Annotated in this window: 17 protein-coding genes, 1 tRNA gene and 2 pseudogenes; 8 read left to right on the top strand and 12 right to left on the bottom strand. The window is 54.1% G+C overall.

The features are described 5' to 3' along the window. A pseudogene (locus tag L5220_RS00005) lies at positions 1-318 on the bottom strand (hypothetical protein); the annotation flags it as partial. Between the two features lie 149 nt (positions 319-467). Between L5220_RS00005 and tnpA the strand changes: the two are divergent. Then, on the top strand, positions 468-740 hold the full coding sequence (gene tnpA / locus L5220_RS00010; RefSeq protein ID WP_499571433.1) for an IS200/IS605 family transposase: 273 nt from the start codon (positions 468-470) through the stop codon (positions 738-740). 324 nt (positions 741-1,064) lie between these two features. Further along, positions 1,065-2,252 (top strand): hypothetical protein, encoded by a 1,188-nt coding sequence (locus tag L5220_RS00015; RefSeq protein ID WP_499570841.1) that lies wholly within the window; start codon positions 1,065-1,067, stop codon positions 2,250-2,252. On the opposite strand, the gene L5220_RS00020 is transcribed toward L5220_RS00015, so the two are convergent. The 3 genes from L5220_RS00020 to glgP form a co-directional block, all read right to left on the bottom strand. After that, entirely contained in the window at positions 2,249-2,815 is a 567-nt protein-coding gene (locus L5220_RS00020; RefSeq protein WP_099798414.1) for a hypothetical protein, read from the bottom strand. The two genes, L5220_RS00015 and L5220_RS00020, sit on opposite strands and share 4 nt — an antisense overlap. A gap of 12 nt (positions 2,816-2,827) precedes the next feature. Then, entirely contained in the window at positions 2,828-3,427 is a 600-nt protein-coding gene (locus L5220_RS00025; protein ID WP_099798413.1) for a DJ-1/PfpI family protein, read from the bottom strand. A gap of 68 nt (positions 3,428-3,495) precedes the next feature. Beyond that, complete coding sequence (gene glgP / locus L5220_RS00030; protein WP_499570843.1) at positions 3,496-6,084, bottom strand: alpha-glucan family phosphorylase; 2,589 nt, start codon at positions 6,082-6,084, stop codon at positions 3,496-3,498. Between the two features lie 191 nt (positions 6,085-6,275). On the opposite strand from glgP, the gene L5220_RS00035 reads away from it, so the two are divergent. After that, positions 6,276-6,473 (top strand): ssl0294 family protein, encoded by a 198-nt coding sequence (locus tag L5220_RS00035; RefSeq protein ID WP_099798411.1) that lies wholly within the window; start codon positions 6,276-6,278, stop codon positions 6,471-6,473. A gap of 14 nt (positions 6,474-6,487) precedes the next feature. Beyond that, positions 6,488-7,132: an exopolysaccharide biosynthesis protein gene (locus tag L5220_RS00040; RefSeq protein WP_499570845.1), complete on the top strand. Its 645-nt coding sequence runs from the start codon at positions 6,488-6,490 to the stop codon at positions 7,130-7,132. Here L5220_RS00040 and L5220_RS00045 read toward each other — a convergent pair. Then, positions 7,116-8,279, bottom strand: coding sequence for a class I SAM-dependent methyltransferase (locus L5220_RS00045; protein ID WP_499570847.1), 1,164 nt, complete (start codon positions 8,277-8,279; stop codon positions 7,116-7,118). The genes L5220_RS00040 and L5220_RS00045 overlap by 17 nt on opposite strands. After that, the gene (gene pruA / locus L5220_RS00050) at positions 8,279-11,341 is read right to left on the bottom strand and encodes an L-glutamate gamma-semialdehyde dehydrogenase (protein WP_499570849.1); all 3,063 of its coding nucleotides are present in this window, start codon (positions 11,339-11,341) and stop codon (positions 8,279-8,281) included. The genes L5220_RS00045 and pruA overlap by 1 nt, the downstream gene beginning before the upstream one ends. On the opposite strand from pruA, the gene cobJ reads away from it, so the two are divergent. Beyond that, positions 11,326-13,206 (top strand): precorrin-3B C(17)-methyltransferase, encoded by a 1,881-nt coding sequence (gene cobJ / locus L5220_RS00055; protein WP_499570851.1) that lies wholly within the window; start codon positions 11,326-11,328, stop codon positions 13,204-13,206. The genes pruA and cobJ overlap by 16 nt on opposite strands. Here cobJ and L5220_RS00060 read toward each other — a convergent pair. The 5 genes and pseudogenes from L5220_RS00060 to L5220_RS00080 form a co-directional block, all read right to left on the bottom strand. After that, complete coding sequence (locus L5220_RS00060) at positions 13,132-13,494, bottom strand: phage holin family protein (protein WP_448524890.1); 363 nt, start codon at positions 13,492-13,494, stop codon at positions 13,132-13,134. The genes cobJ and L5220_RS00060 overlap by 75 nt on opposite strands. Before the next feature lie 48 nt (positions 13,495-13,542). Next, complete coding sequence (locus tag L5220_RS00065) at positions 13,543-13,755, bottom strand: hypothetical protein (RefSeq protein WP_099798406.1); 213 nt, start codon at positions 13,753-13,755, stop codon at positions 13,543-13,545. Between the two features lie 83 nt (positions 13,756-13,838). Continuing rightward, complete coding sequence (locus L5220_RS00070; protein ID WP_499570853.1) at positions 13,839-16,010, bottom strand: CHASE2 domain-containing protein; 2,172 nt, start codon at positions 16,008-16,010, stop codon at positions 13,839-13,841. A 23-nt stretch (positions 16,011-16,033) separates the two neighbouring features. Continuing rightward, positions 16,034-16,198: pseudogene (locus tag L5220_RS00075) on the bottom strand (hypothetical protein); the annotation flags it as partial. 74 nt (positions 16,199-16,272) lie between these two features. Next, positions 16,273-16,345: transfer RNA gene (locus L5220_RS00080), tRNA-Phe, on the bottom strand. Between the two features lie 337 nt (positions 16,346-16,682). Here L5220_RS00080 and L5220_RS00085 point away from each other — a divergent pair. After that, positions 16,683-17,852, top strand: a complete 1,170-nt coding sequence (locus tag L5220_RS00085) for an adenylate/guanylate cyclase domain-containing protein (RefSeq protein ID WP_499570855.1) — start codon at positions 16,683-16,685, stop codon at positions 17,850-17,852. Between the two features lie 30 nt (positions 17,853-17,882). Here the strand turns inward: L5220_RS00085 and L5220_RS00090 are convergent, their stop codons facing one another. Further along, positions 17,883-18,701 carry a M48 family metallopeptidase gene (locus tag L5220_RS00090; protein ID WP_448526848.1) on the bottom strand — a complete coding sequence of 273 codons (819 nt, stop codon included), beginning with the start codon at positions 18,699-18,701 and terminating at the stop codon, positions 17,883-17,885. Between the two features lie 85 nt (positions 18,702-18,786). Here L5220_RS00090 and L5220_RS00095 point away from each other — a divergent pair, with 85 nt between their 5' ends. Further along, entirely contained in the window at positions 18,787-19,146 is a 360-nt protein-coding gene (locus L5220_RS00095) for a hypothetical protein (protein WP_099798403.1), read from the top strand. A 118-nt stretch (positions 19,147-19,264) separates the two neighbouring features. Continuing rightward, on the top strand, positions 19,265-20,131 hold the full coding sequence (locus L5220_RS00100; RefSeq protein ID WP_499570857.1) for a branched-chain amino acid ABC transporter permease: 867 nt from the start codon (positions 19,265-19,267) through the stop codon (positions 20,129-20,131). Positions 20,132-20,184 lie beyond the last annotated feature (53 nt).

Here is a 20,184-nt window from a genome sequence, read left to right on the forward strand (position 1 = left end):
GCTATTCCGATCTTGCCCCAGTTTGAACAGTTTTGAGAGTGATTTGAAGCTTTTGAACGCCTCATTCACAGATTTCAACACTTGCTGTGCAGCCTGAGAATGTAACAGCTTCCCGTTTTCACTCTCCTTCAGTTTTGCGTAGAGGTTGACATACTTCAGAACCTTGAACGGGTTCCGTCCTTGCTCAAAGAAGTATTGCCGAGACTCATACACGCCTTGGTTGTAGAGATTGTTGGCAAGACGCGCTAACTCAGTAAGCAACTGAGCAAGCTGCTTGTCAGGTTGAAAACTATCTTTTTGGACGGCTAAAAACATCATTGGGTTAAGATGGTATGCAGTTATTATAGATGCCGATTTACGGGAATAGCAACCGTATGAGAGAAGATGGTACACAGCTAAAATCGACTCGTCATTGCACGTATCAGTCAGGACATCACTTTGTCTGAATTCCGTTCAAGCGCCGCAAAATATTTACCAACGAAGCAATCATTGAAGCAACCAAAAGGTATGTGACTGAAGCGATTGAAAACAAAAACAACGATATGGGACTAATCGCCATTGAGGTAGACCGAACCTTGATGGATCATGTTCATGTGTTTGTGTCGTTTCCTCCTAGAATGTTAGCTTCTCAGGCGGTGACCATCATGAAAGGGTACAGTTCAAGACGGCTCAGAATGGAATTTCCACATCTCAAAAACCTGCATGAAAAATCCCAACTCTGGGCACACAGTTATTATTAGGGTACTACCGGGAACGTTTCAGCCCAGACAGTGAAACGGTATATCGAAGAATGTCAAGGCTGACTCTCCCTACTGCCGTAGGCGCGGGAACCGTTCTGTATCCCCATCGTGAACGAGCGAGGTTTTATCCGGTTCCCGAACCCTCCGGTTTCTATAAGCTCCTTAGTGTACTGTAGCCTAGCCATAGTTGCATGATGGTACTCAGCTCCCGGTACTTCAGATATTCACAGATATTGTTGTCTCCCCGTTGTCTACGGGTGCTAATCACTACTGCGGCAAATCTCAGTTAGGCTAGGAGTAGCCGGAAACATTCCCCAGTGGTTTATGAGTGAAACTCGTTTGCTGGAGGTGGCGCGCCAAGGTGATCCCCGTGCCATTAGCACTTTGTTAAACGCTGTGCTCTTACCTAAGCGGGTCAAGGCAGATGTCACCCGTCAAGGCTGCACACTAGCCGTTACGCTACATTCCGAGAAAATGCTCAATCAGGGTGCTGCGGTAACCTTGATCCGCACAGCCTTGGAAAAGCTGCACTTGCCGGATACTGATCAGGTGGTGATTGAGTCTAGGGTGCTGGGCGCACCGCTGTGGGATGCTGAGGTTATCCTGCGATCGCCAGCAGTGGCAACTGCCCAAAGCTCAGAACTACCATCCCAGACAATTGAGTTACCCGCTGCTAGCTCGTCTCCCCTGCCCCCTGTTGCCGATCCTTGGCAAAGTACACCGGACACACCCCCGCCCGCTACATCTGAAGCTGCTGATGGATCAGCTTTAGAGATGGCACCATCTCCTCAAGACACTCCTGAGCCGGACGCGCCGACACTGATGGACTTGATTGCCGCCTTTGTTGAGTCCACAGCCCCAGATGAGCCGATCGCCCCCGTTAACGAACCTGAACCCCTACCCGAGCAAGCATCTAATGCTACCACAGCCCCCCTTGAACAGACCGCGACGATTGCTGGCGATCATGCTCTTATCGCTGAAGTCGCTGAACCAGAGAGTGTAGATACCGTTGCCGTAGCGCCTGAAGTCACCGAGCCACAGGCGTCTGCCAGCGCCTATCCGCCCCTTGGGGATCCATGGTTGGAGGCTGACCCCAATCCCCTCCCTGAAGCTGCCAGCTCACCCGCGATCGCCCCTGAGACGCCCCCAGAACCAGATACCGGAGCGTCTGCAACCAATGACACTGCAAACTATACCATCCCCACCATTGAAAAGGTGCCTCGGGATGGTCAATCAAAAGTGGCAGGAATTGCTGGGATGGTCATGGGTTTGGGATTTTGTGCCACTGGTTTGGGCACAGTGATTGGCTTACCCATGGTTGTGGGGGGGATGTGGATGCTAGGCGATGAAGACGTATGGCGTGGCGAGTGTCCCCATTGTCAGCAAGCCTTGAAGGTGCCTGTGGGTAAGCTGTGGCGATTTAGTTGTCCCAATTGCCAAGGTCTCATTGAAATTAAGCATGGCCGCTTCTATGCCCGCGAGACTCCTACCCATCCCACGCATGAAAGCTAGGAATAGGAACTTTGCCCCCGTTGACGGCGAGCATCAAGGGCTTGGGCAATGAGGTCAAGGAGACCGGGGGCTTCTTCCTGAATTGTGAGCAGCAGTCGCTCCCCCATGGCTAAGTCTGTGTCAGACTCAGGGCTGGTTTCACTGTCTTGGACGATCTGCCGTAGGCGGGGCACGGTTGTATCCACAATTTCCACAAGGGCACCAAAGCAGCGGAAAAATTGCCGCTCTGTTAGGGTGCTGTCCTCAAGGGGAAATTCAATGATGGCACGAACTTCCCCATCACTGGGATCGTACTCCCACTGCAACATTTTTGTTTGCCACGAAATGCAGAGTAAGGTTTGCAAAATCGCGTCTTTGAAGCGGTGGTATTTAATTCCGGGTAATAAGTTAGGCGCATAGAGCTTAAAAAACTCGCCCTCTTCATCAAGTTCAATGATCACAATGAACCGCTCGAGATGATCGCCATTCACGCCAGTAATAATTTGATGATTTTTAGCATTTAGCTTGAAATTTAACTGGTGCCGACTTAGGTACTCGGCAAGTTGGCTGAGGGCGATCGCCATCGCTCTATGTACCTAAACCCTAGTCAAGGCACGGTGGTTAATCGTTGTGCCCAAGAGCGCTAGGAAGGCTGCCAGCCATTGAGGGTGGGCAGGCCATGCTGGAGCCGTCACTAAATTGCCATCCACCACCACCGCATCCACGGCAACTTCGGTATAGGTGCCCCCTGCCTTGGTAACCTCAGGGCCGCAGGCAGGATAGGCGGTACAGGTTTTGCCCTCAAGCACCCCAGCGGTGGCCAACAGTTGCAGCCCATGGCAAATAGCGGCAATGGGTTTTTGCGTGTGGCCAAAATGCTGAGTGATCTCAATCACCCGTGAATTGAGCCGCAGATATTCCGGGGCACGCCCCCCCGGAACCACTAACGCATCGTAGGTACTGGGGTCAACATCTGCAAACGTGGCATTGAGGGTAAAATTATGCCCCCGCTTTTCACTATAGGTTTGATCCCCTTCAAAATCGTGAACAGCTGTCCGGACGCTGTCCCCCGCAACTTTATTGGGACAGACAGCATGAACGGTATGGCCAACCATCTGTAGTGCTTGGAAAGGCACCATCACCTCATAGTCTTCGACATAATCACCCACAAGCATGAGAATCCGTTTGCCATCCATAGGAGCACTCCATTATGAATCTAGTTTGATCTTGGCATACTGCTAGAACACTTGCACTCGCGCGAGGCTCAAGCCCAGAGCACCAGACCCATCTCGTAGGGGTGACTGAGGTAGGCATGGCGAGGCAGTAATTGCAGTGCAATCCCCTGATAGCCACTACTCTCATAGCTCACTTGCGCTGTATAGATGCTACGACCGTCACTGGTGGTTCTCACCAAGGTCATCAAGGTTGGGCACGCCTCCTCCAGTAGCCCCGCTTCATTGACCCGTCCTTGAAAGAGCGTTACTTGCACATCCCTTGGTTCCAGCGCGCCAAGGGCAATCGCAGCTTTGACCTCAAGCACTTCGCCGACGGTGAGGGTGTGCTCCCGCGAGGTTTCTACCCCAAGAATTTGAATGGTGTACCAGTGCTCAAGCACTCGCTCCTTCCATTGCGCCAGTTCCTTAGCAGCCCCATAGTTGTTTTCCCGCAAGACAAAATGGCGATCGCTAGCTGCAAAGTATCCCCGATGGGCGTAGTCGCGCACCATCCGTGCCGTATTAAATTGCGGTGTATTTAATGAGAGGGCAGCCTTCATTTTTTGTACCCAGCGGCGGGGAATATCGTTTTCGTCGCGTTCGTAAAACAGGGGAATGACATCCCGCTCAAGGCGCTCGTAGAGGGCATTGGCTTCTACCTGATCTTGATAGTGGCGATCGCCATAGTTTTCGCCGTGACCAATCGCCCATCCCGTCTGCACGTAATCGGCTTCATCCCACCAGCCATCCAAAATACTGAGGTTCGGCAAGCCATTCATCGCCGCCTTCATCCCACTGGTACCCGATGCCTCTTGAGGCCGCAGGGGGGTATTCAGCCACACATCACACCCAGCCACCATCATCTTGGCAACGTGCATATCGTAGTCTGGGACAAAGGCAATGTGGTGGTGCATCCCTTCTTGGCGGGTAAAGTGAATAATTTCTTGGATGAGTTCTTTGCCGGGGTTATCGTTGGGATGTGCTTTGCCGGCAATAACAAACTGAACAATCGGGCGGTGTTGCTTGCCACTACTTTTGATAGGCACTGACCCCAGTAAAATGCGCCGTAACCGCTCTATATCCCGCAGAAACAGGGTCGCCCGCTTGTAGGTCGCAAAGCGACGGGCAAAGCCAATGGTCAAAGCCGTGGGATCCAGTGCCTCTGCTGCTTGCGCTAGCTCTGCTGCTGTGGCACTGCGAGACTGAAGCATCCGTTGCAGGCGCGATCGCACAAACATCACCAGTTGATAGCGGCAAATTTCATGAATCCGCCACAGTTCTTCATCGGGAATGCTATCCACCCGCTGCCAAAGGGCATCGGTGATGGCAGCTTCAGACCACTGTGGCCCGAGGTAAATATCGAGGAGGTACTGCAACGGTTCAGACACCCAACTGCGGGCATGAACCCCATTGGTAATGGAGGTAATTGGTACTTCTGTGGGGGGTAAATTGGGCCATAGCCCTTGAAACATTTGCCGCGATACCTCGCCGTGCAAGGCACTCACCCCATTGACAAAGCTGGCGGTATGAATGGCCAAATTCGCCATACTAAATGGCTCCTGAAACGCGCCCGGATTCATGCGCCCAAGGGACAGAAACTCTTGCTGAGAGAGGTTAAAGGCTTCGATGTAGTGCCCAACGTAGTAGGTAATTTTATCGGCGGGAAACAGGTCAATGCCGGCGGGCACAGGGGTATGGGTCGTAAACACCTGACTCGCCTGCACCACCTGTAGTGCTTCATCGTAACTCAGGTGCGCTTCACTCATGAGTTGGCGAATGCGTTCAAGGGAGAGAAACGCCGAGTGCCCTTCATTCATGTGATAGACAGTGGGTCGCAGGTCTAAGGCCTGCAATAGCTTCACCCCCCCAATCCCCAGTAACATTTCTTGGTGAATTCGCAGATCCACATCGCCGCCGTAGAGGTAGTCGGTAATGTCTTGGTCGTAGGCACTATTAACGGGAATATTCGTATCCAGCAAATAGAGGGGCACTCGCCCTACCTGAAGCCTCCAGACTCGGGCGTGGACATCCCGATTGGGGTAGGGCACAACAATACGGATTTCAGCCCCGCTGGGATGGGTAACGAGGGTTAAAGGCAGGTTGTAAAAGTCGTTGATGGGGTAACGCTCTTGTTGCCACCCCTCTGCACTCAGGTACTGCGAAAAATACCCTTTTTGGTACAGTAGCCCCACCCCCACAAGGGGTAAGCCTAAGTCACTGGCAGACTTGAGGTGATCTCCCGCCAGCACCCCCAAGCCACCGGAGTAGATGGGCAGGCATTCACTCAGGCCAAATTCAAGGGAAAAATAGGCAATACACTCTTTGGTTGTTGTGCCGCGCACCCGTTGATACCACGTTTGTTCAGGATGGCAGTACTCCTGAAATTGCGCCAAGGCGCGTTCCATTTGGGCTAAAAACCCGTTATCTGCCGCTGCTTCTAGTAAGCGGTCTTGGCGAATCTGGCCTAGTAACCGCACCGGATTATGGTTGGTCTGCTCCCATAGCTGAGGGTCGAGGCGACGAAACAGGGCGATCGCCTCGGTATTCCACGTCCAGTAGAGGTTATAGGCTAGGCTGCGCAGTTGTTCCAGCCGTTCGGGTAAGCAGGGGCTGACATTAAACGTGCGGATGGGCTTCATGGCCATTGCTAAATCAGTTGACCTTTGACCTTATTGTCCGAACTGCTGGGGGTGCGCCTTGGGTTCCTTAACAAATTTCGCGGAATTGCCATAAGCAAAGAACCGCTAACGTTTTGTGGTTCTCTAGGCTAAAATCAGGTTACATTCTGTGAAGAATTTGGCAAATCGTGCCCTAAGGTTGATCTAAGTCTATGTTTTTAACTGAGTTAACCCCCCTTGTCAAAGAATTAAGCCAGAGACCCGTTGCCTTTATGGGTGGCTTTGTTTCGGGGTTGTTGGGGCTAAGTCTTGATCAGCAGCCGGTGAGTGACTGGCTCAAGCAGTACGGCGACTATCAGCCCCCCAGCCCGCCCCCACCGCCGGACTTCAAAAATATCCGCATCGATTAGGTGCGTTATCCTTTATGGCCAGACTCTCTGCGGATTTAGAGCAAGCCTTTTTAATGGGTGCTGATCCACCTGTCACCGGTGCTGTTCTCACCCAGCAGCAGGTAACCCTTGCCGATATTTTGCAGCTCGCGGGAGAGCGCACCTTTGGTTTTTTACTGGTGGTGTTATCGTTACCGTCGGCATTGCCCATTCCTGCTCCCGGTTATTCCACCCCTTTTGGTATTGTCCTGCTCATCTTGGGGGTGCAGCTCATGCTGGGGGCGTCCTTCCCATGGCTGCCACCAACGCTGTTAGCGCGAGCAATGCCCCGTACCCATGTCCAAAACATCCTTCGCCGTGCGCTGCCGTGGTTGCGGCGAATTGAGTTGATCTCGCGACCGCGCCTGCGCCTCATCTGCACAAGCCGTGGCGGTCGGCTGCTCTTGGGGGCTGCTGTTTCCCTGATGGCCATCTCGATGATTTTACCGATTCCAGGCACCAACACGTTGCCAGCGATGGGTATCTTCATTACTGGGTTTGGTTTACTGGATGACGATGGCCTGATTAGCTTGGCAGGGCTGGTGGTGTGCCTGATGGGTCTGGCGGTAACAACCTCTATTCTGGTGGCACTGATGTGGGGCGGCAGCAGCTTATTGGATCTCCTTAAAGGGACAATCTAGAGCCTACGGCATCCAGTTCCGGCAACCGCAGGCTGGCCTGCTTACTCTGCAATACCACGTAAAAGCCCCCTAACCCCAACGGATCAATGAGATGGTGCAAGGATTGATGGCGGCTGAGCGCTTGACGGAGGTTACCGTTGGTGTGCTGCTGTGCCATGAGACGGTTCCCCAGCCCCAATGCCATTAAAAACAGGCTTTGGCGGGTTATGTACAGGGGGTGCAGGCCAAACTGCTCACCATAGCGCTCTAGCGCGGTGATATCCACATGGGCGGTGATGTCCTGCGTGCCGACAAAGCGGTAGGGGTTATCGTGGTAACGGTGCTGGTAGTAACACTGCAAGGTACCCTCACAGCGGGCGGGATGGTAGTACTGGTGGGCAGGATAGCCGTAGTCAATGGTGAGGACAAACCCTCGCTGAAGGCACTGGCTCACCTGCTTCAGCCATGGAATGATCTGCAGATTGACCTCGGTTCGATAACCGTCGCTATAGTGCTGCTGCTGCGGGTCAATCCCCACGGTGGCGAAGTACTGGTGAATCTGGTCATCCTTGAGGGGGTGCAGCACATCCTGAAACTGCCCCTGGGTGTTTAGGGTGACATACAGTTCCTGCCACTGAGTTCCTTGCCATTGCAGGCGGTGGACGGGGAAGGCATCCACCAGTTCGTTGCTGAATATACAGCCGATGAAGGGAGCTGGCACGGTATCAGGGCTGAGCCAGCGGAGGCGATCGCCCCAGGGCTGCAACCATTGCCGTTGCCGCTGTTGCAGGGTTGGTGACTGCTCCTGAATGGCGTAGTCAAGGGCAGCAAAAAAATCAGGATGCATCTGTTGGCTGTAGGTCAAAACAGCGGCGGCAAACTGCCCGTCCCCTGCGCCCATTTCTAGGAGAGTAAAAGGGGTAGGCTGCCCCAAGGCCTGCCACATGAGCACAAAGGCGTCGGTCAGTAGTTCGCCAAAGTCAACGGTGATCGTGCTAGCTGTAGTAAAGTCGCCGCGCCGACCAATGGTGATCTGGGGGCGGTTATAGTAGCCCCACTGGGGGTCGTACAGTGCCAAGGCCATAAACTCGGCAAAGGGGATGGCACCGACTGCGTCAATGCGTGCGGCGATTCGCTCTAGCAGTTGTGGACAGCCGCGATCGCTCATCAATCATCCACTCCGGCAATGGGGGCAAACCCTTGGCGTTGGACGTTCTCTGTGATCACCCGTGGCTCGAGAAACTGCAACAGGTAATCACGTCCACCGGCTTTTGAGCCGATGCCCGACAGCTTAAAGCCGCCAAAGGGATGGCGATCGACAATTGCGCCGGTGATACCGCGATTGATGTAGAGGTTTCCCACCGCAAACTGGTCTTTTGCCGCTTGGATGTGGGAGGGGGTGCGCGAATACAGCCCCCCTGTCAGGGCATAGGCGGTCGTGTTGGCAATCTCTAGGGCTTGCTCAAAGGTTTCGGCACGCAGTACCGCTAAAACGGGGCCAAAAATTTCCTCCTGGGCGATCGTGGCGGTAGGGGGAACGTTGGTAAAGATCGTGGGAGGCACAAAATACCCCTCCTCTGGTACGGTGCCACTGAAGGCAAGGTCTGCCTCCTGTTGACCTTTGGCAATATACTCCTGAATGCGATCGCGAGCCGCAGCAGTAATGACTGGCCCCACACGGGTACTAGGCCAATGGGCTGACCCCACATTCAAGGATTTGGTGGCTTCAATCAGGCGTTGCACAAAGGGCTGGTAAATGGCTTCAAGGACAATCACCCGCGAGCAGGCGGAGCATTTCTGGCCGCTATAGCCAAAGGCGGAGTGCACGACCCCCGCTACGGCTTGATCTAGGTCAGCACTTTCGTCAACAATAATGGCGTTTTTGCCCCCCATTTCGGCAATGACGCGCTTAATATGGGTTTGCCCCCGCTGCAACCGCGCCGCCTCCGCAATAATGCGGCAGCCCACCTCCTGAGACCCCGTAAAGGCAATCAGATGCACGTCAGGGTGCTGAGTGAGGTAGGGGCCAACAACAGCACCGCGACCGGGTAAAAACTGAAACACGCCCGCAGGGAATCCAGCAGCAATAAGGATCTCCGCTAATTTAGCCGCAACAACGGCTGCGGGATCTGCGGGTTTGAGGATCGTACAGTTGCCTGTCACCAGCGCGGCCACTGTCATCCCAGTGGGGATGGCTAAGGGAAAATTCCACGGTGAAATCACTACGGCAATCCCCCGCCCTTGATAGTGGTAATGATTGGTTTCTCCCGGAAAGTTACGATCGTAGCCACCGCTGAGGCGCTCCATCTCATCGGCATAGTAGCGACAAAAATCCACGGCTTCCGAGACTTCGGCATCGCCTTCTGCGACGACTTTACCCACTTCGTAGCACATCCAAGCCACCAACTCATGGCGTTGGGCTTCCAGTAAGTCTGCTGCGCGCCGTAAGATGGCGGCTCGCTCGCTCACGGGTGTGTGCTGCCACTGCTTTTGAGCCGCTTTGGCGGCACGGATGGCGTGTTCAGCATCTTCAATGGTGGCTACGCCCACACGACCAACAATTTCCTGCGGGTGGGAGGGATTGCGGGAGTCGCTGTACTCTAGGGTATTCACCCGCTCACCCCCAATGATGGGGGAATAGGTTTGGCCAAGTTGGCGGTGGACATTGTCTAGGGCTGCTTCAATGCGATGGCGCAAGGCAGCTACGGCATAGTCAGTATTAGCAGCATTGACAAAGGTTGAGGTCTTGCCGGTGTGCACATAGACGTTGGTGGCGCTGAAGTCGGCGGTGGGAAGCGGGGGTGCTAATAGATCCTCGATCTCGGTGGTTGCCAACTGCTGCCGCAGGAAGGAGCTGTTGGCGGTGTTTTCTAGCAGGCGGCGGATTAGGTAGGCCATGCCAGGAATGAGATCGCCGTAGGGACAATACACCCGCACGGTTTGTCCGGCCTCCACCAAGGCTCTGGCGAGTTTATCGGCCATCCCGTAGAGGACTTGGCACTCCATGGCACTGGCGGGTAGGTGATGGTGCTGGGCAATGGCGATCGCCCGCGCTTGGGAGCGCACATTGTGACTGGCCACGGCAGTTCGCACCACGGTGTAGTGGCTGAGCAAGTACTCTAGCACGCGCTCGTAGTTGGCATCGGTATCAACCTTGTGCTGATAGACGGGTAGCGGCCACTGGTGTTGTACCGCCTTAATCAGTTCCTGATCCCAGTAGGCTCCCTTGACCAGCCGCACAGTGACGGGGGTGCCGCGCTGTTGTGCCCAGCGAACGAGGTCTTGAGCATCGTTGTAACTATCCCGCAGGTAGGCTTGTAGCGTGATCCCCACATCGGCGCGATCGCGAAACTCTGGCTCCAGCAAAATATCTTTGAGAATGGCCAAGGTAATGTCTTTGTAGGCATACTGCTCCATGTCAAAATGAACCCCCACCCCCAATTCCTTGGCGCGGTGGAGCAGTCGGCGGATAGGTTCCCCCACCTTGGCGCGGCAGCCTTGGACATCTAGGGGATCAAACTGGGAGTAAAAGGCGGTCAGCTTCACGGAGACCTGTACCGGATTGGTGCCTTCCTTGCTCCCTAACGGACTCAACTGGGTCATTAGGTCTAGGTAGCGATCGCAGTAGGCGGCGGCCTCCGATTCGGTAATCACGGCTTCCCCCAGAATATCCATGGTGACGGCCATTCCCTGTTTGCGGAGGCGGCCAATGGTCTTGAGAACCTGTTCCGTGTTTTCACCGGCAATGTACTTGTGGGCAAGGGCTTGCACGGCGGTGGTGAAGGTTGTGGCTGCCGCTTGGGCGGGCAGGGAGTCCGGTTGAGCAAAGTTCAACAGTTTTTTCAGCCCTTCTGGCAGTTCGACACTGGGATCACTGAGGTATTCTTGTAAATGCCGCGCCACCTCGGCTTTGCTCTTGAGGCTAGGGAGGCAGTCAATAAGGCGAAAGAGTTGTACCCGCAATCCGGGATGCTCCATGGCCCAGCCTAGGAGCTTGTCTTCGATGCGCATCTGATCGCGCAGTTGGCTAAAAAAGTTGCGGGACTCGTGGCTGGCGCTGAGGAGTTGGCGAGCGATCGCGCTCGTGGATGCTTCGTAAATACTCAAGGGTGCAATACCGTCGTAGTAGTGAGGAAAGGTACTTCTATTTTCCCATGGAGATAGGGGTGGCAAACGACTTCCAAACACTTGCTGTGAATCAATAGGGGCTAGGGGTGAATCAGTTTTCAAGCGTTGCGCCACTTGCAGCGATCGCCACAACCGCCCAAGGGGTTGCTCAGCTAGAGCGCCTGCGGCATGCGGGTGTTGCCTTAGACCTGTGGCTACCCGTCCACCTGCCGATTGAGGTTGCTACAGCCCAGCGGTATCAGGGATCGCTGGCAAGCCATCTGGCAGCAGTGTGGTCACAGTATCGCGGCTGGGTTTTTGCCTTGGCCTGTGGGGCGGTGGTGCGCTTGATTGCGCCCCTGTTAACAGATAAGTACACGGATCCTGCGGTCTGGGTGCTTTCAGAAAATGGCCAGTGGCTCATTAGTTTAGTGGGTGGCCATGCTGCCGCGGGCGATCGCCTCTGTCAGATGCTAGCGGCTCAAATAGGTGCCACCCCCATCCTGACGGGGGCAAGCCACTGCCAACACTACTTTGCGGTGGACTGTTGGGGGCAAGCCTTCGGCTGGCAGCGAGGCTCGGGAGATTGGCATGGGGTTGCTGCTCGCCAAGCCCGGCAGGAGGTTCTCAGGGTGTTCCAAACCTGCGGTAGTGACCTGTGGCGCACCGGAGTGCCCCCCCAGCAACCCATCGAGTGGCTGAGTGCCCCACCCACCGATGAGGGGGTTTGGATCACCGAAAAGGCAGTATGTCCCACCGCTGGCGTGGTCTGGCATCCACGGGTACTGTGGCTAGGAATTGGCTGTGAGCGCGGTACACCTGAAAGCGTCATTGCAGCAGCCATTGAACATACCCTCAGTGAAGCGGGGTTAGCCTTAGGGGCGATCGCCGGCATCGCCAGTATCGATCGCAAAGCGGACGAAGTGGGCTTGTGCGCCCTCGCCCAACGCCAAAATTGGCCGACCCGCTGGTTTAGGGCAGAGCAATTAGAGCAGGTGGCGGTTCCGACTCCCTCCGCCATTGTGGCCGCCGAGATGGGCACCCCTAGTGTGGCGGAGGCAGCAGCGCTGTTGGCAAGTCAGGGGGGGGCGTTAATTGTCCCGAAGCACATCTATCGCCAGCCCTCCCAAAGGGGGGCAGTGACCGTGGCGGTAGCGCAGAGCCAACGGGAATATATTCCCCGTAGGGGGGCGATCGCCCTAATTGGTACCGGCCCCGGAGCACTCGAGCAACTCACCACCGCAGCACGCGCAGCACTTTTAGCCGCAGAGGTGTGGATTGGCTATGAGTTGTACTTGCAACTACTGGCACCATTGCGGCAACCCGGCCAGATGGTACTGCCTTACCCGATTACCCAAGAGCGCGATCGCGCCCAACACGCCATTGAACTTGCGGCATGGGGGTTGCGCGTGGCCGTGGTCTCATCGGGAGACTGCGGCATTTATGGCATGGCGGGCTTGGTGCTGGAGTTAATGGCCGATGCAAATATCGCCGATATTGCTGTGGAGGTGTTGCCGGGGGTGAGTGCGGTGAATGCGGCAGCGGCACGGCTAGGCGCTCCCCTAATGCACGATTTTTGTACCATTAGCCTCAGCGATCGCCTCACCCCATGGCCAGTGATTGAACAACGCCTAGAAGCCGCAGCCAACGCTGACTTTGTAACCGCTCTGTATAATCCTCGCTCTCGCGATCGCCAAGAGCAACTGATCATCGCTCAGCAAATTTTTCAGCGTTATCGCTCCCCCAACACCCCAGTGGCCATTGTCCGTGGGGCTTACCGTGCCGATGAACAGATTACCCTAACCACCCTAGGCACATTCCAACCCGAGCAGGTGGATATGTTCAGCCTAGTCTTAATTGGCAATGCCAGCACTCGTCGTTACCACGACTGGCTCATTACCCCCCGAGGGTACCTAGAGAACTCCCAATTGGCTCAACAGCCCAAAGCAGAGGCCATTGACAATACTCAGGGCAATCGATCCCAATAGAGCGCTCCAAAATCCGTTGCGCAGGGTAAAGCCATCCACAAAGGCAGCGGCAAGGGCAAAAATAGCGGCATTAATAATCAGGGCAAACAAACCAAGGGACAAAAAGATAAACGGGAAGGAGAGGAACTTCAGCACGGCCCCCAATGTGGCATTGAGAACCCCAAAAACAATGGCAGACCACAGCGCGGTACTAAACTTATCAATTTCTACGCCTAGGAACGAGAGGCGCGAGACAATAAATAAACTAATACTGGTTACAACCCACGTAATAATCAGACCCCAGATCATAACTCCTCCAATTCGCTTATTTTGTTTTAATCCATGCCGCTGGCTGCCCTAAATGACAACAAACAAAAATGGCATGAGAGGAATACCAAACGTACTGCTAAACCAATAGCTCAGCAAACTTAGGGCAATTGTCAGCAGCAGCGATAAACACAAAGAGACAAGCAAGTGGGAGGCCAACTGCTGTAAATTTTGCCAAAACGGATCAAGGGTAATATCTAGGGAATGTCCATTAGGCGTAACAAGCACTGGCGACTGATACATCAAACTTACCTCCCATTACAGTTGCCTCTATTTTAAGTCCTAGGGCGATCGCCCCCCACCGCAATTTTGGGACAGCGGGTCTGCTACACTGCCATAGCACTACTGAGCCGTTGTACCTCCTGTAGTGCGTCCTTCGCAGACTCATAGCGATCGCTGAAGTTAAATTTCACCATTTTGTTGAGTATCGCCGCAAACGCATCGCTCACCGTCACACAGGACTGCCAATCCACCTCACCTGTTCGGGGATCTCGAGGTAGATCTCGGGGTTTAATGCCGGTCAGCGCTTGCAACACAATCATCCCCACGGCATAAATATCACTGCTGAGGGTGGGTTGTCCTGAGAGTTGCTCTGGGGGTGCGTAGCCCATCGTACCAATGACGACGGTGCTTCCTTGGGTTTTCTGAATTTCTTGAGGCTGCATTTGCTTCACTGCGCCAAAGTCAATTAGCACCAAACGGCCATCGGCAGCACGACGAATTATATTGTCGGGTTTAATATCGCGGTGAATCACATAATGGCTATGGACAAAACTCAACACCTCTAGCATTTCTCGCAGCAGTTTAAGCGCCTCAGCTTCGCTGTGCTTTTGTTTGACTTCCTCACTGAGGGAGCGACCCTCAATAAATTCTTGGACGAGATAAAATTCTTGATTTTCTTCGACGTAGGCCAACAGCAAAGGAATTTGGTCATGGCGACCCAACTTTTCGAGGATTTCCGCTTCCGTATTAAATAATCGCCGTGCCACCTGCATAAAACGTTCATCATTGCGGCCAGGGCGCAGGTGCTTGACAACGCAAATGGGGTTGCCGGGACGCTGGGTATCCTGAGCCAAATAGGTACGGCCAAACCCACCAGCCCCCAAGACTTTTTGGATTTTGTAGCGTCCTCCTAAGAGTGAGCGGGGCTTGCCCGTAATTTCCGTGGGTTGTTGCAGGGCTTGATTCAGGGCAGCCGTGTTTTCCGCCATCAAGGAGCGCATCAGCGCCAGCGCCTTTTCCTGCTCTTTAACTTTTTCCTGAAACGATTTTTGCTCCTGCTGGGCGTGATACCCTACGTAGCCCACCATCCCCACACTGCTGAGCATCAGGGCAATGAGTGGCGGCACCACCGGAATCCAGCCATTACCAACAACAAAAATCGCAAAACTCCCCCCCACCAAAGCGAGACCACCGCCTGCCACCGCCGCTGCTAGCCACAGCGGTTGACGCAACCACCACCCCAACACACTGCCAACCCCCGCCCACAGAATAATCCAACCCAACACAAGGGGCAAAGGCCAGTACCAGATGGGTGCGTCGTCATCCAGAGCCGCGCTGAGAAACTGACTCACCATCTGCGCATGAACCACGACCCCGGGCATTTGCTGGGTGACGGCATCGCTGCCGCTGTAGGGGGTCAGGAATATATCCTTGATACTGGGGGCAGACACCCCAATTAAAACAACGCGATCCCGAATCAAGTCATCGCTCACCCGGCCGGTCAGCACATCCATTAATGAGACGGTGCGACTGACATTACTGCCGGAGCGATACTTTAGCAGGGTTTGCATACCCCGATCATCCACCCCAACATACCCCCCCGCATCCCGGGTGAGGGGTGCAAAGTGGATATTGTTCAGGGTGAGGCCGTCATTGTTTAGATCAATTTTTTGATCCGGTTCTTGCTCGATGTAGCGCAGTGCCAGCATCAGGGCAAAGGAGAAGGGGGTTGTACACCGCTGGGCATTTTCATTATTGATGACAAACAGGTTGCGCCGGATCACGCCATCATTGTCGAGGGGAATATCGGCAAACCCTACCCGCTCAGGCACCTGATCTGTGGGAATACTGGGGGGTGGGGGAACTTCTGGTTGATCGGCGGTTTCGCCAGCGGATTTGCAGACGGGGATAATGCGTGGGTTGAGGCTGAGAATCTTGCGAATTTGGTCGTGACCGGGTGGTTGGGGAATATCCCGAAAAATATCCAAGCCAATAGCTCGCGGGCTAGCGGCATTCAGGCGGGTTAATAGATCGGTAATGGTGGCATCCGGTAGCGGCCATGTTTTTTGGGCTTGGATATCCTGCTCTGTGATTAGCACCGTGAGAATGCGCGGATCCGGATCTGGGGCTGGGCGCGATCGCACGTAGAGATCGTAGAAATTCAGTTCTGTTTGTTGCAGCAGTCCCAACTGTCGCACCCCAATCACAAGGGCAGCAACACCGAATGTTGTGACAAGGGCTGGCAGGGGCAGCCACTTGGGCCATGAACGGGTCACACCAACTATCCCAACGCGATGGATTAGACTGATTCTAGCGAAGTGCTGGTGGCGGCGGTGTCTGTGGTTGCAGCAACGTAACAATTGCAGCCCTGTTGTTTGGCTGCGTAAAGATGGCGATCGGCAAGGTTGACCAAGGTGTCTGGCTTGGTCGTCGTGCTGGGAATTAACGTGGCGAGGCCTAAGCTGGCAGTGACAGTGGCTTAGATGGCCGATCGCTGGTGGGGAATAGCCAAGGTTTGCATCAACGCTTGAGGTCAGATGCCAGGAGCCAGAATTGAACTGGCGACACGAGGATTTTCAGTCCTCTGCTCTACCAACTGAGCTATCCCGGCTGAAAAGTGCTTTATGATTCTAGCAACCATGACTAGGCTATGACAAGCCTGAATAGTAATAATTTTCCGAAAAGAACTAGCTAAGGTGCTCTTGCTAAAATTGACATCCTCCTTTTGCTCAAAGGATGGTCTGAATTTGATACGCATAGATGCAGTCTATTGAGTACCCCAAACCCCTTTGCTAGACTGGGGGTGTAATCGCCCTCCTAAACGTGGGTTGAATGTGTGTTGTCGGCTCACGGGCACGCTTTCTCTTCTTTTATTGTTTTGATCGCTCGGCTTTCAGCCCCTTACTGAGCCACCGTCTTGATTTTTCTTGGTTTCCTCCTAGTGCCCCATGGATGCTGACCTTGCGTTTAACTTACCGGATCAGAAACTTCTGGAGACCTTGACCCCCCAGCAACTGGTGGCCATTATTTTTCGACAACAGCAGATCATTGCCCATCTCCGTCACGCGGTATCTCAACTGCCCCACGGGCCAGAGCTGATCCATCCTGAAATACCCCCCCCCACAGAACCCCACTTGGCTCTGGTGACGGATGAAACAATGTGCTATTTTCCGTTGACTGGTGGGACGTGCTGGACGATTGGCCGTAGTGAAGAGAATGCCATTGTTCTTGCCGATCGCTGGATGTCGCGTACCCACGCCATGATTCAACGGATGGGGCAGGGGGAGTTTTATTTAATTGACCTAGGCAGCCGTAACGGCACATTTGTCAATGGCCGCCGGGTGAGTATTCCAATGCCGCTGCATAATGGCGATCGCATCACCTTTGGCCAAACAGAACTGGATTTTTTTAATGAGCCGCTGCCGCCGCTGTTTAGCAATAGTGCCACCCTGAACTTACCGCAGCCAGAAGGCTCGGCTACCGCACTATTGCACGTCCGGCGACTGTTGACCGTGTTGGTGGTCGATATTCGCGATTTTACCCAATTAACGCGGCAGCTCAATGAAGAACTGCTCTCAGAAGTCATTGGCACATGGTTTCACCGAGCAGGGGAAATCATTCGTCAGTACGGTAGTTGGGTCGATAAATACATTGGTGATGCGGTGATGGCTGTTTGGATTCATGAAAGTGAGGAAATTGGCTATCGCGAAATTTGCTATACCCTGTCTGCCCTTGAAGACCTGCGATCAATGACAGGGGAGTTGCATCAGCAGTATCCCCTACCTGCCTCCCTACGGATAGGGGCGGGGCTGAATACAGGCTATGCCATGGTGGGCAATACTGGCAGTGGCGATCGCCCCGACTACACCGCCTTAGGCGATACCGTAAACGCTGCCTTTCGGCTTGAGAGTGCCACCAAAACCATCCAAGCCGATATTGCCATGGGAGCCACCACCTACCATTACCTCGTGGGAGGATGCCCTGCGGCTGTACCCTTCCGTCCCCAAGTTCTGAGCCTCAAAGGCTATGAAACACCAGTGCCTGCCTACATTGGCACCTTTGCTGATTTACACAGCTTCTTAGAAAAAGCTCTAAAAAGTAGTGACACTCTTCACTAGCGCGGACATCCTCAGCGTGAATAGCTGATGCTACTGGAAGGCTTGCCGTAATTGATAATATTGTTGACTCTCTGCCCAGTCCAAGATTTCGCGGGCGCGTAACACCGGTAAGGGGTGCGTGAGTTGGCTGGCTTGTAACTCCTTGAACAGGGTGTGCCAGCCTTGATCGGCGCTATCGTACTGCTGCGCTTGGGCAATAAAGGCATCCAAGTTGAGGCGATCGCTCCACTGGGGAGAGCCGCCACACAATTTCATCAGCACAGAGGCCACAACACGCGCATCTTGAGTGACCAGCAAAGCCGCGCGATCGCAGCTGAGTTCTGCACAGCGCAGCCATTGAAACAGTTGGCTTTGGAGTCCCTGCGCCAAGAGTAGTCCCCAGGGTGAGAGTTGACTAGTCGCTAAAAGTAAAAGGTTGGCAATGGTTAGGTAAACTCCATGCTCACACTTTAAGTGCCCCAGTTCGTGGGCGAGCACAGCTTGTAGCTCTGCTGGTGTCAAGAGTTCGACTAACGCAGTATGGAGCACCACAAACGGTTGTTTGCCGCGCATGGCAAAGGTGTAGGCATTGGGGATGCTGTGCTGCTTTAGGTATAGATGCGGCGGGTCAATATCTAAACAGCGGCAGGCCTCGGTGTGCAATGCATAGAGGTCTGGAAGCTGCTGCTCGCTGATGCGGAGGCTGCTACCAATGTTTTCGAGGTAAAATGCTTGCTCGGCAAGGGAGCCAAGGATCGTGCGCACCAGCACATCTAGGCCCGGAAGGTGCTTGAGGGCAGCGGTGGCTTGGCGATCGCGAGGGTGGCGAAACTGATCGGCGGTTAGCCCCCGGTAAGCTGCAACAGGCATAAAATGGTAACGTTAGCTATGGTTTGCCCTAGGCTTCTATTGTAAACTGAGTAGCGGTTTCTTCATAAAAGGTAACACCTCAGCTATGGGACTTTTTGACGGTCTATTTCGCGGTGGCAAAAAGGCACCCGCCGACCCCAAGCCCACCAAGGAATTTTTCTTGGATCCCGATGAAGCAAAGACCTACGGCAACATTGAGTACATGCGTACAGCCAAGCCAGTCAAAAAAACCTTTCCCGCAACGGGGGGCAGCACCGAAGAGGTGGAAGTTGTTGAATTGGTATCATCCTTAGAAAAGGTGGACGTAGCTGCCCAGAACAAGGGCACCCCAGAGCCGAGCGTTACCGATGTATCTGCTCCGGCAGCAGAGGAACAAGAACGCCGTCGCACTGATCCTAGCCTTGATCTGTTCCGCGCCATGGCGAAGGATTTACGTCGCGGCTAACGCTACATTCAAATCATCCTGTTCTAGGTGGGGGAAGGCAGCGGCTTGACCCCCCTTTTTTGACTCGTTTTGCGCCTCTATAGCCTATATAGAATGTAGTGCACCTACAACACATTTCATGGATATTCAACTCATTCAACTACTGGTTAATGGTTTGGCGGGGGGGAGTATTATTGCCCTCGCAGCGGTGGGACTCACCCTCACCTTTGGGATTTTACGGCTGCCGAACTTTGCCCACGGCGATTTTATGACAGCAGGTGCCTACCTAACCTTGGTTGCCAATTTTATGGGGTTAGACATTTGGCTATCGATGCTGGTTGGTGCGTTGGGCACAGCAGGGCTGATGCTGATGAGTGAAAAACTGCTCTGGTCGCCGATGCGCGATCGCCGCACCACTTCAACCACGCTGATCATTATGTCCATTGGTCTGTCGTTTTTCCTGCGCAATGCAGTGATCCTCATCTGGGGGAGCGAAAACCAAACCTATCGCTTACCCGTGATGCCTGCTCTTGATATTTTTGGCATCAAAATTATTTACTCGAAAATTATTGTTATGATCTTGGCGGTTGTGGCCATGGCTGGGGKGCATTTTTTACTGCAGCGCACGAAAGTCGGGAAGGCTATGCGGGCAGTGGCGGATGATCTCGACTTAGCCCGGGTCTCTGGGATTGATGTGGAGTGGGTGGTGCTGTGCACATGGCTGTTGGCAGGAACGCTGACGGGGGTTGCCGGGGGGCTGTACGGCTTAATTACGGCGGTACGTCCGACGATGGGCTGGTTTTTGATTTTGCCCCTGTTTGCCAGCGTGATTTTGGGGGGGATTGGCAACCCCTACGGGGCGATCGCCGGTGCCCTGATCATTGGGGTGGCGCAGGAGATGAGTACCCTCGTTATTCCGGCAGAGTATAAATTAGCAGTGGCGATGGTGATGATGATGGCTGTCCTATTAGTGCGCCCCCAAGGACTCTTTCGCGGCACGCTCTGATAGGCTAGGGGTGACCCTCTAGGGAGATGAGTTCTGATTACTGGCCTTTACAA

It is taken from the genome of Synechococcus sp. PCC 6716 (assembly GCF_022570815.1).
Classification (GTDB): domain Bacteria; phylum Cyanobacteriota; class Cyanobacteriia; order Thermosynechococcales; family Thermosynechococcaceae; genus Thermosynechococcus; species Thermosynechococcus lividus.

Bases quoted from the DNA above. Each gene is read 5' to 3' on its own strand.
- L5220_RS00025 (WP_099798413.1), bottom strand. From the start codon at position 3,427: ATGGATGGCAAACGGATTCTCATGCTTGTGGGTGATTATGTCGAAGAC.
- L5220_RS00020 (WP_099798414.1), bottom strand. From the start codon at position 2,815: ATGGCGATCGCCCTCAGCCAACTTGCCGAGTACCTAAGTCGGCACCAG.
- L5220_RS00045 (WP_499570847.1), bottom strand. From the start codon at position 8,279: ATGAGCGATCGCGGCTGTCCACAACTGCTAGAGCGAATCGCCGCACGC.
- L5220_RS00095 (WP_099798403.1), top strand. From the start codon at position 18,787: ATGGGACTTTTTGACGGTCTATTTCGCGGTGGCAAAAAGGCACCCGCC.
- L5220_RS00040 (WP_499570845.1), top strand. From the start codon at position 6,488: ATGGCCAGACTCTCTGCGGATTTAGAGCAAGCCTTTTTAATGGGTGCT.
- L5220_RS00015 (WP_499570841.1), top strand. From the start codon at position 1,065: ATGAGTGAAACTCGTTTGCTGGAGGTGGCGCGCCAAGGTGATCCCCGT.
- L5220_RS00065 (WP_099798406.1), bottom strand. From the start codon at position 13,755: ATGTATCAGTCGCCAGTGCTTGTTACGCCTAATGGACATTCCCTAGAT.
- L5220_RS00060 (WP_448524890.1), bottom strand. From the start codon at position 13,494: ATGATCTGGGGTCTGATTATTACGTGGGTTGTAACCAGTATTAGTTTA.
- L5220_RS00090 (WP_448526848.1), bottom strand. From the start codon at position 18,701: ATGCCTGTTGCAGCTTACCGGGGGCTAACCGCCGATCAGTTTCGCCAC.
- L5220_RS00035 (WP_099798411.1), top strand. From the start codon at position 6,276: ATGTTTTTAACTGAGTTAACCCCCCTTGTCAAAGAATTAAGCCAGAGA.
- glgP (WP_499570843.1), bottom strand. From the start codon at position 6,084: ATGAAGCCCATCCGCACGTTTAATGTCAGCCCCTGCTTACCCGAACGG.
- L5220_RS00085 (WP_499570855.1), top strand. From the start codon at position 16,683: ATGGATGCTGACCTTGCGTTTAACTTACCGGATCAGAAACTTCTGGAG.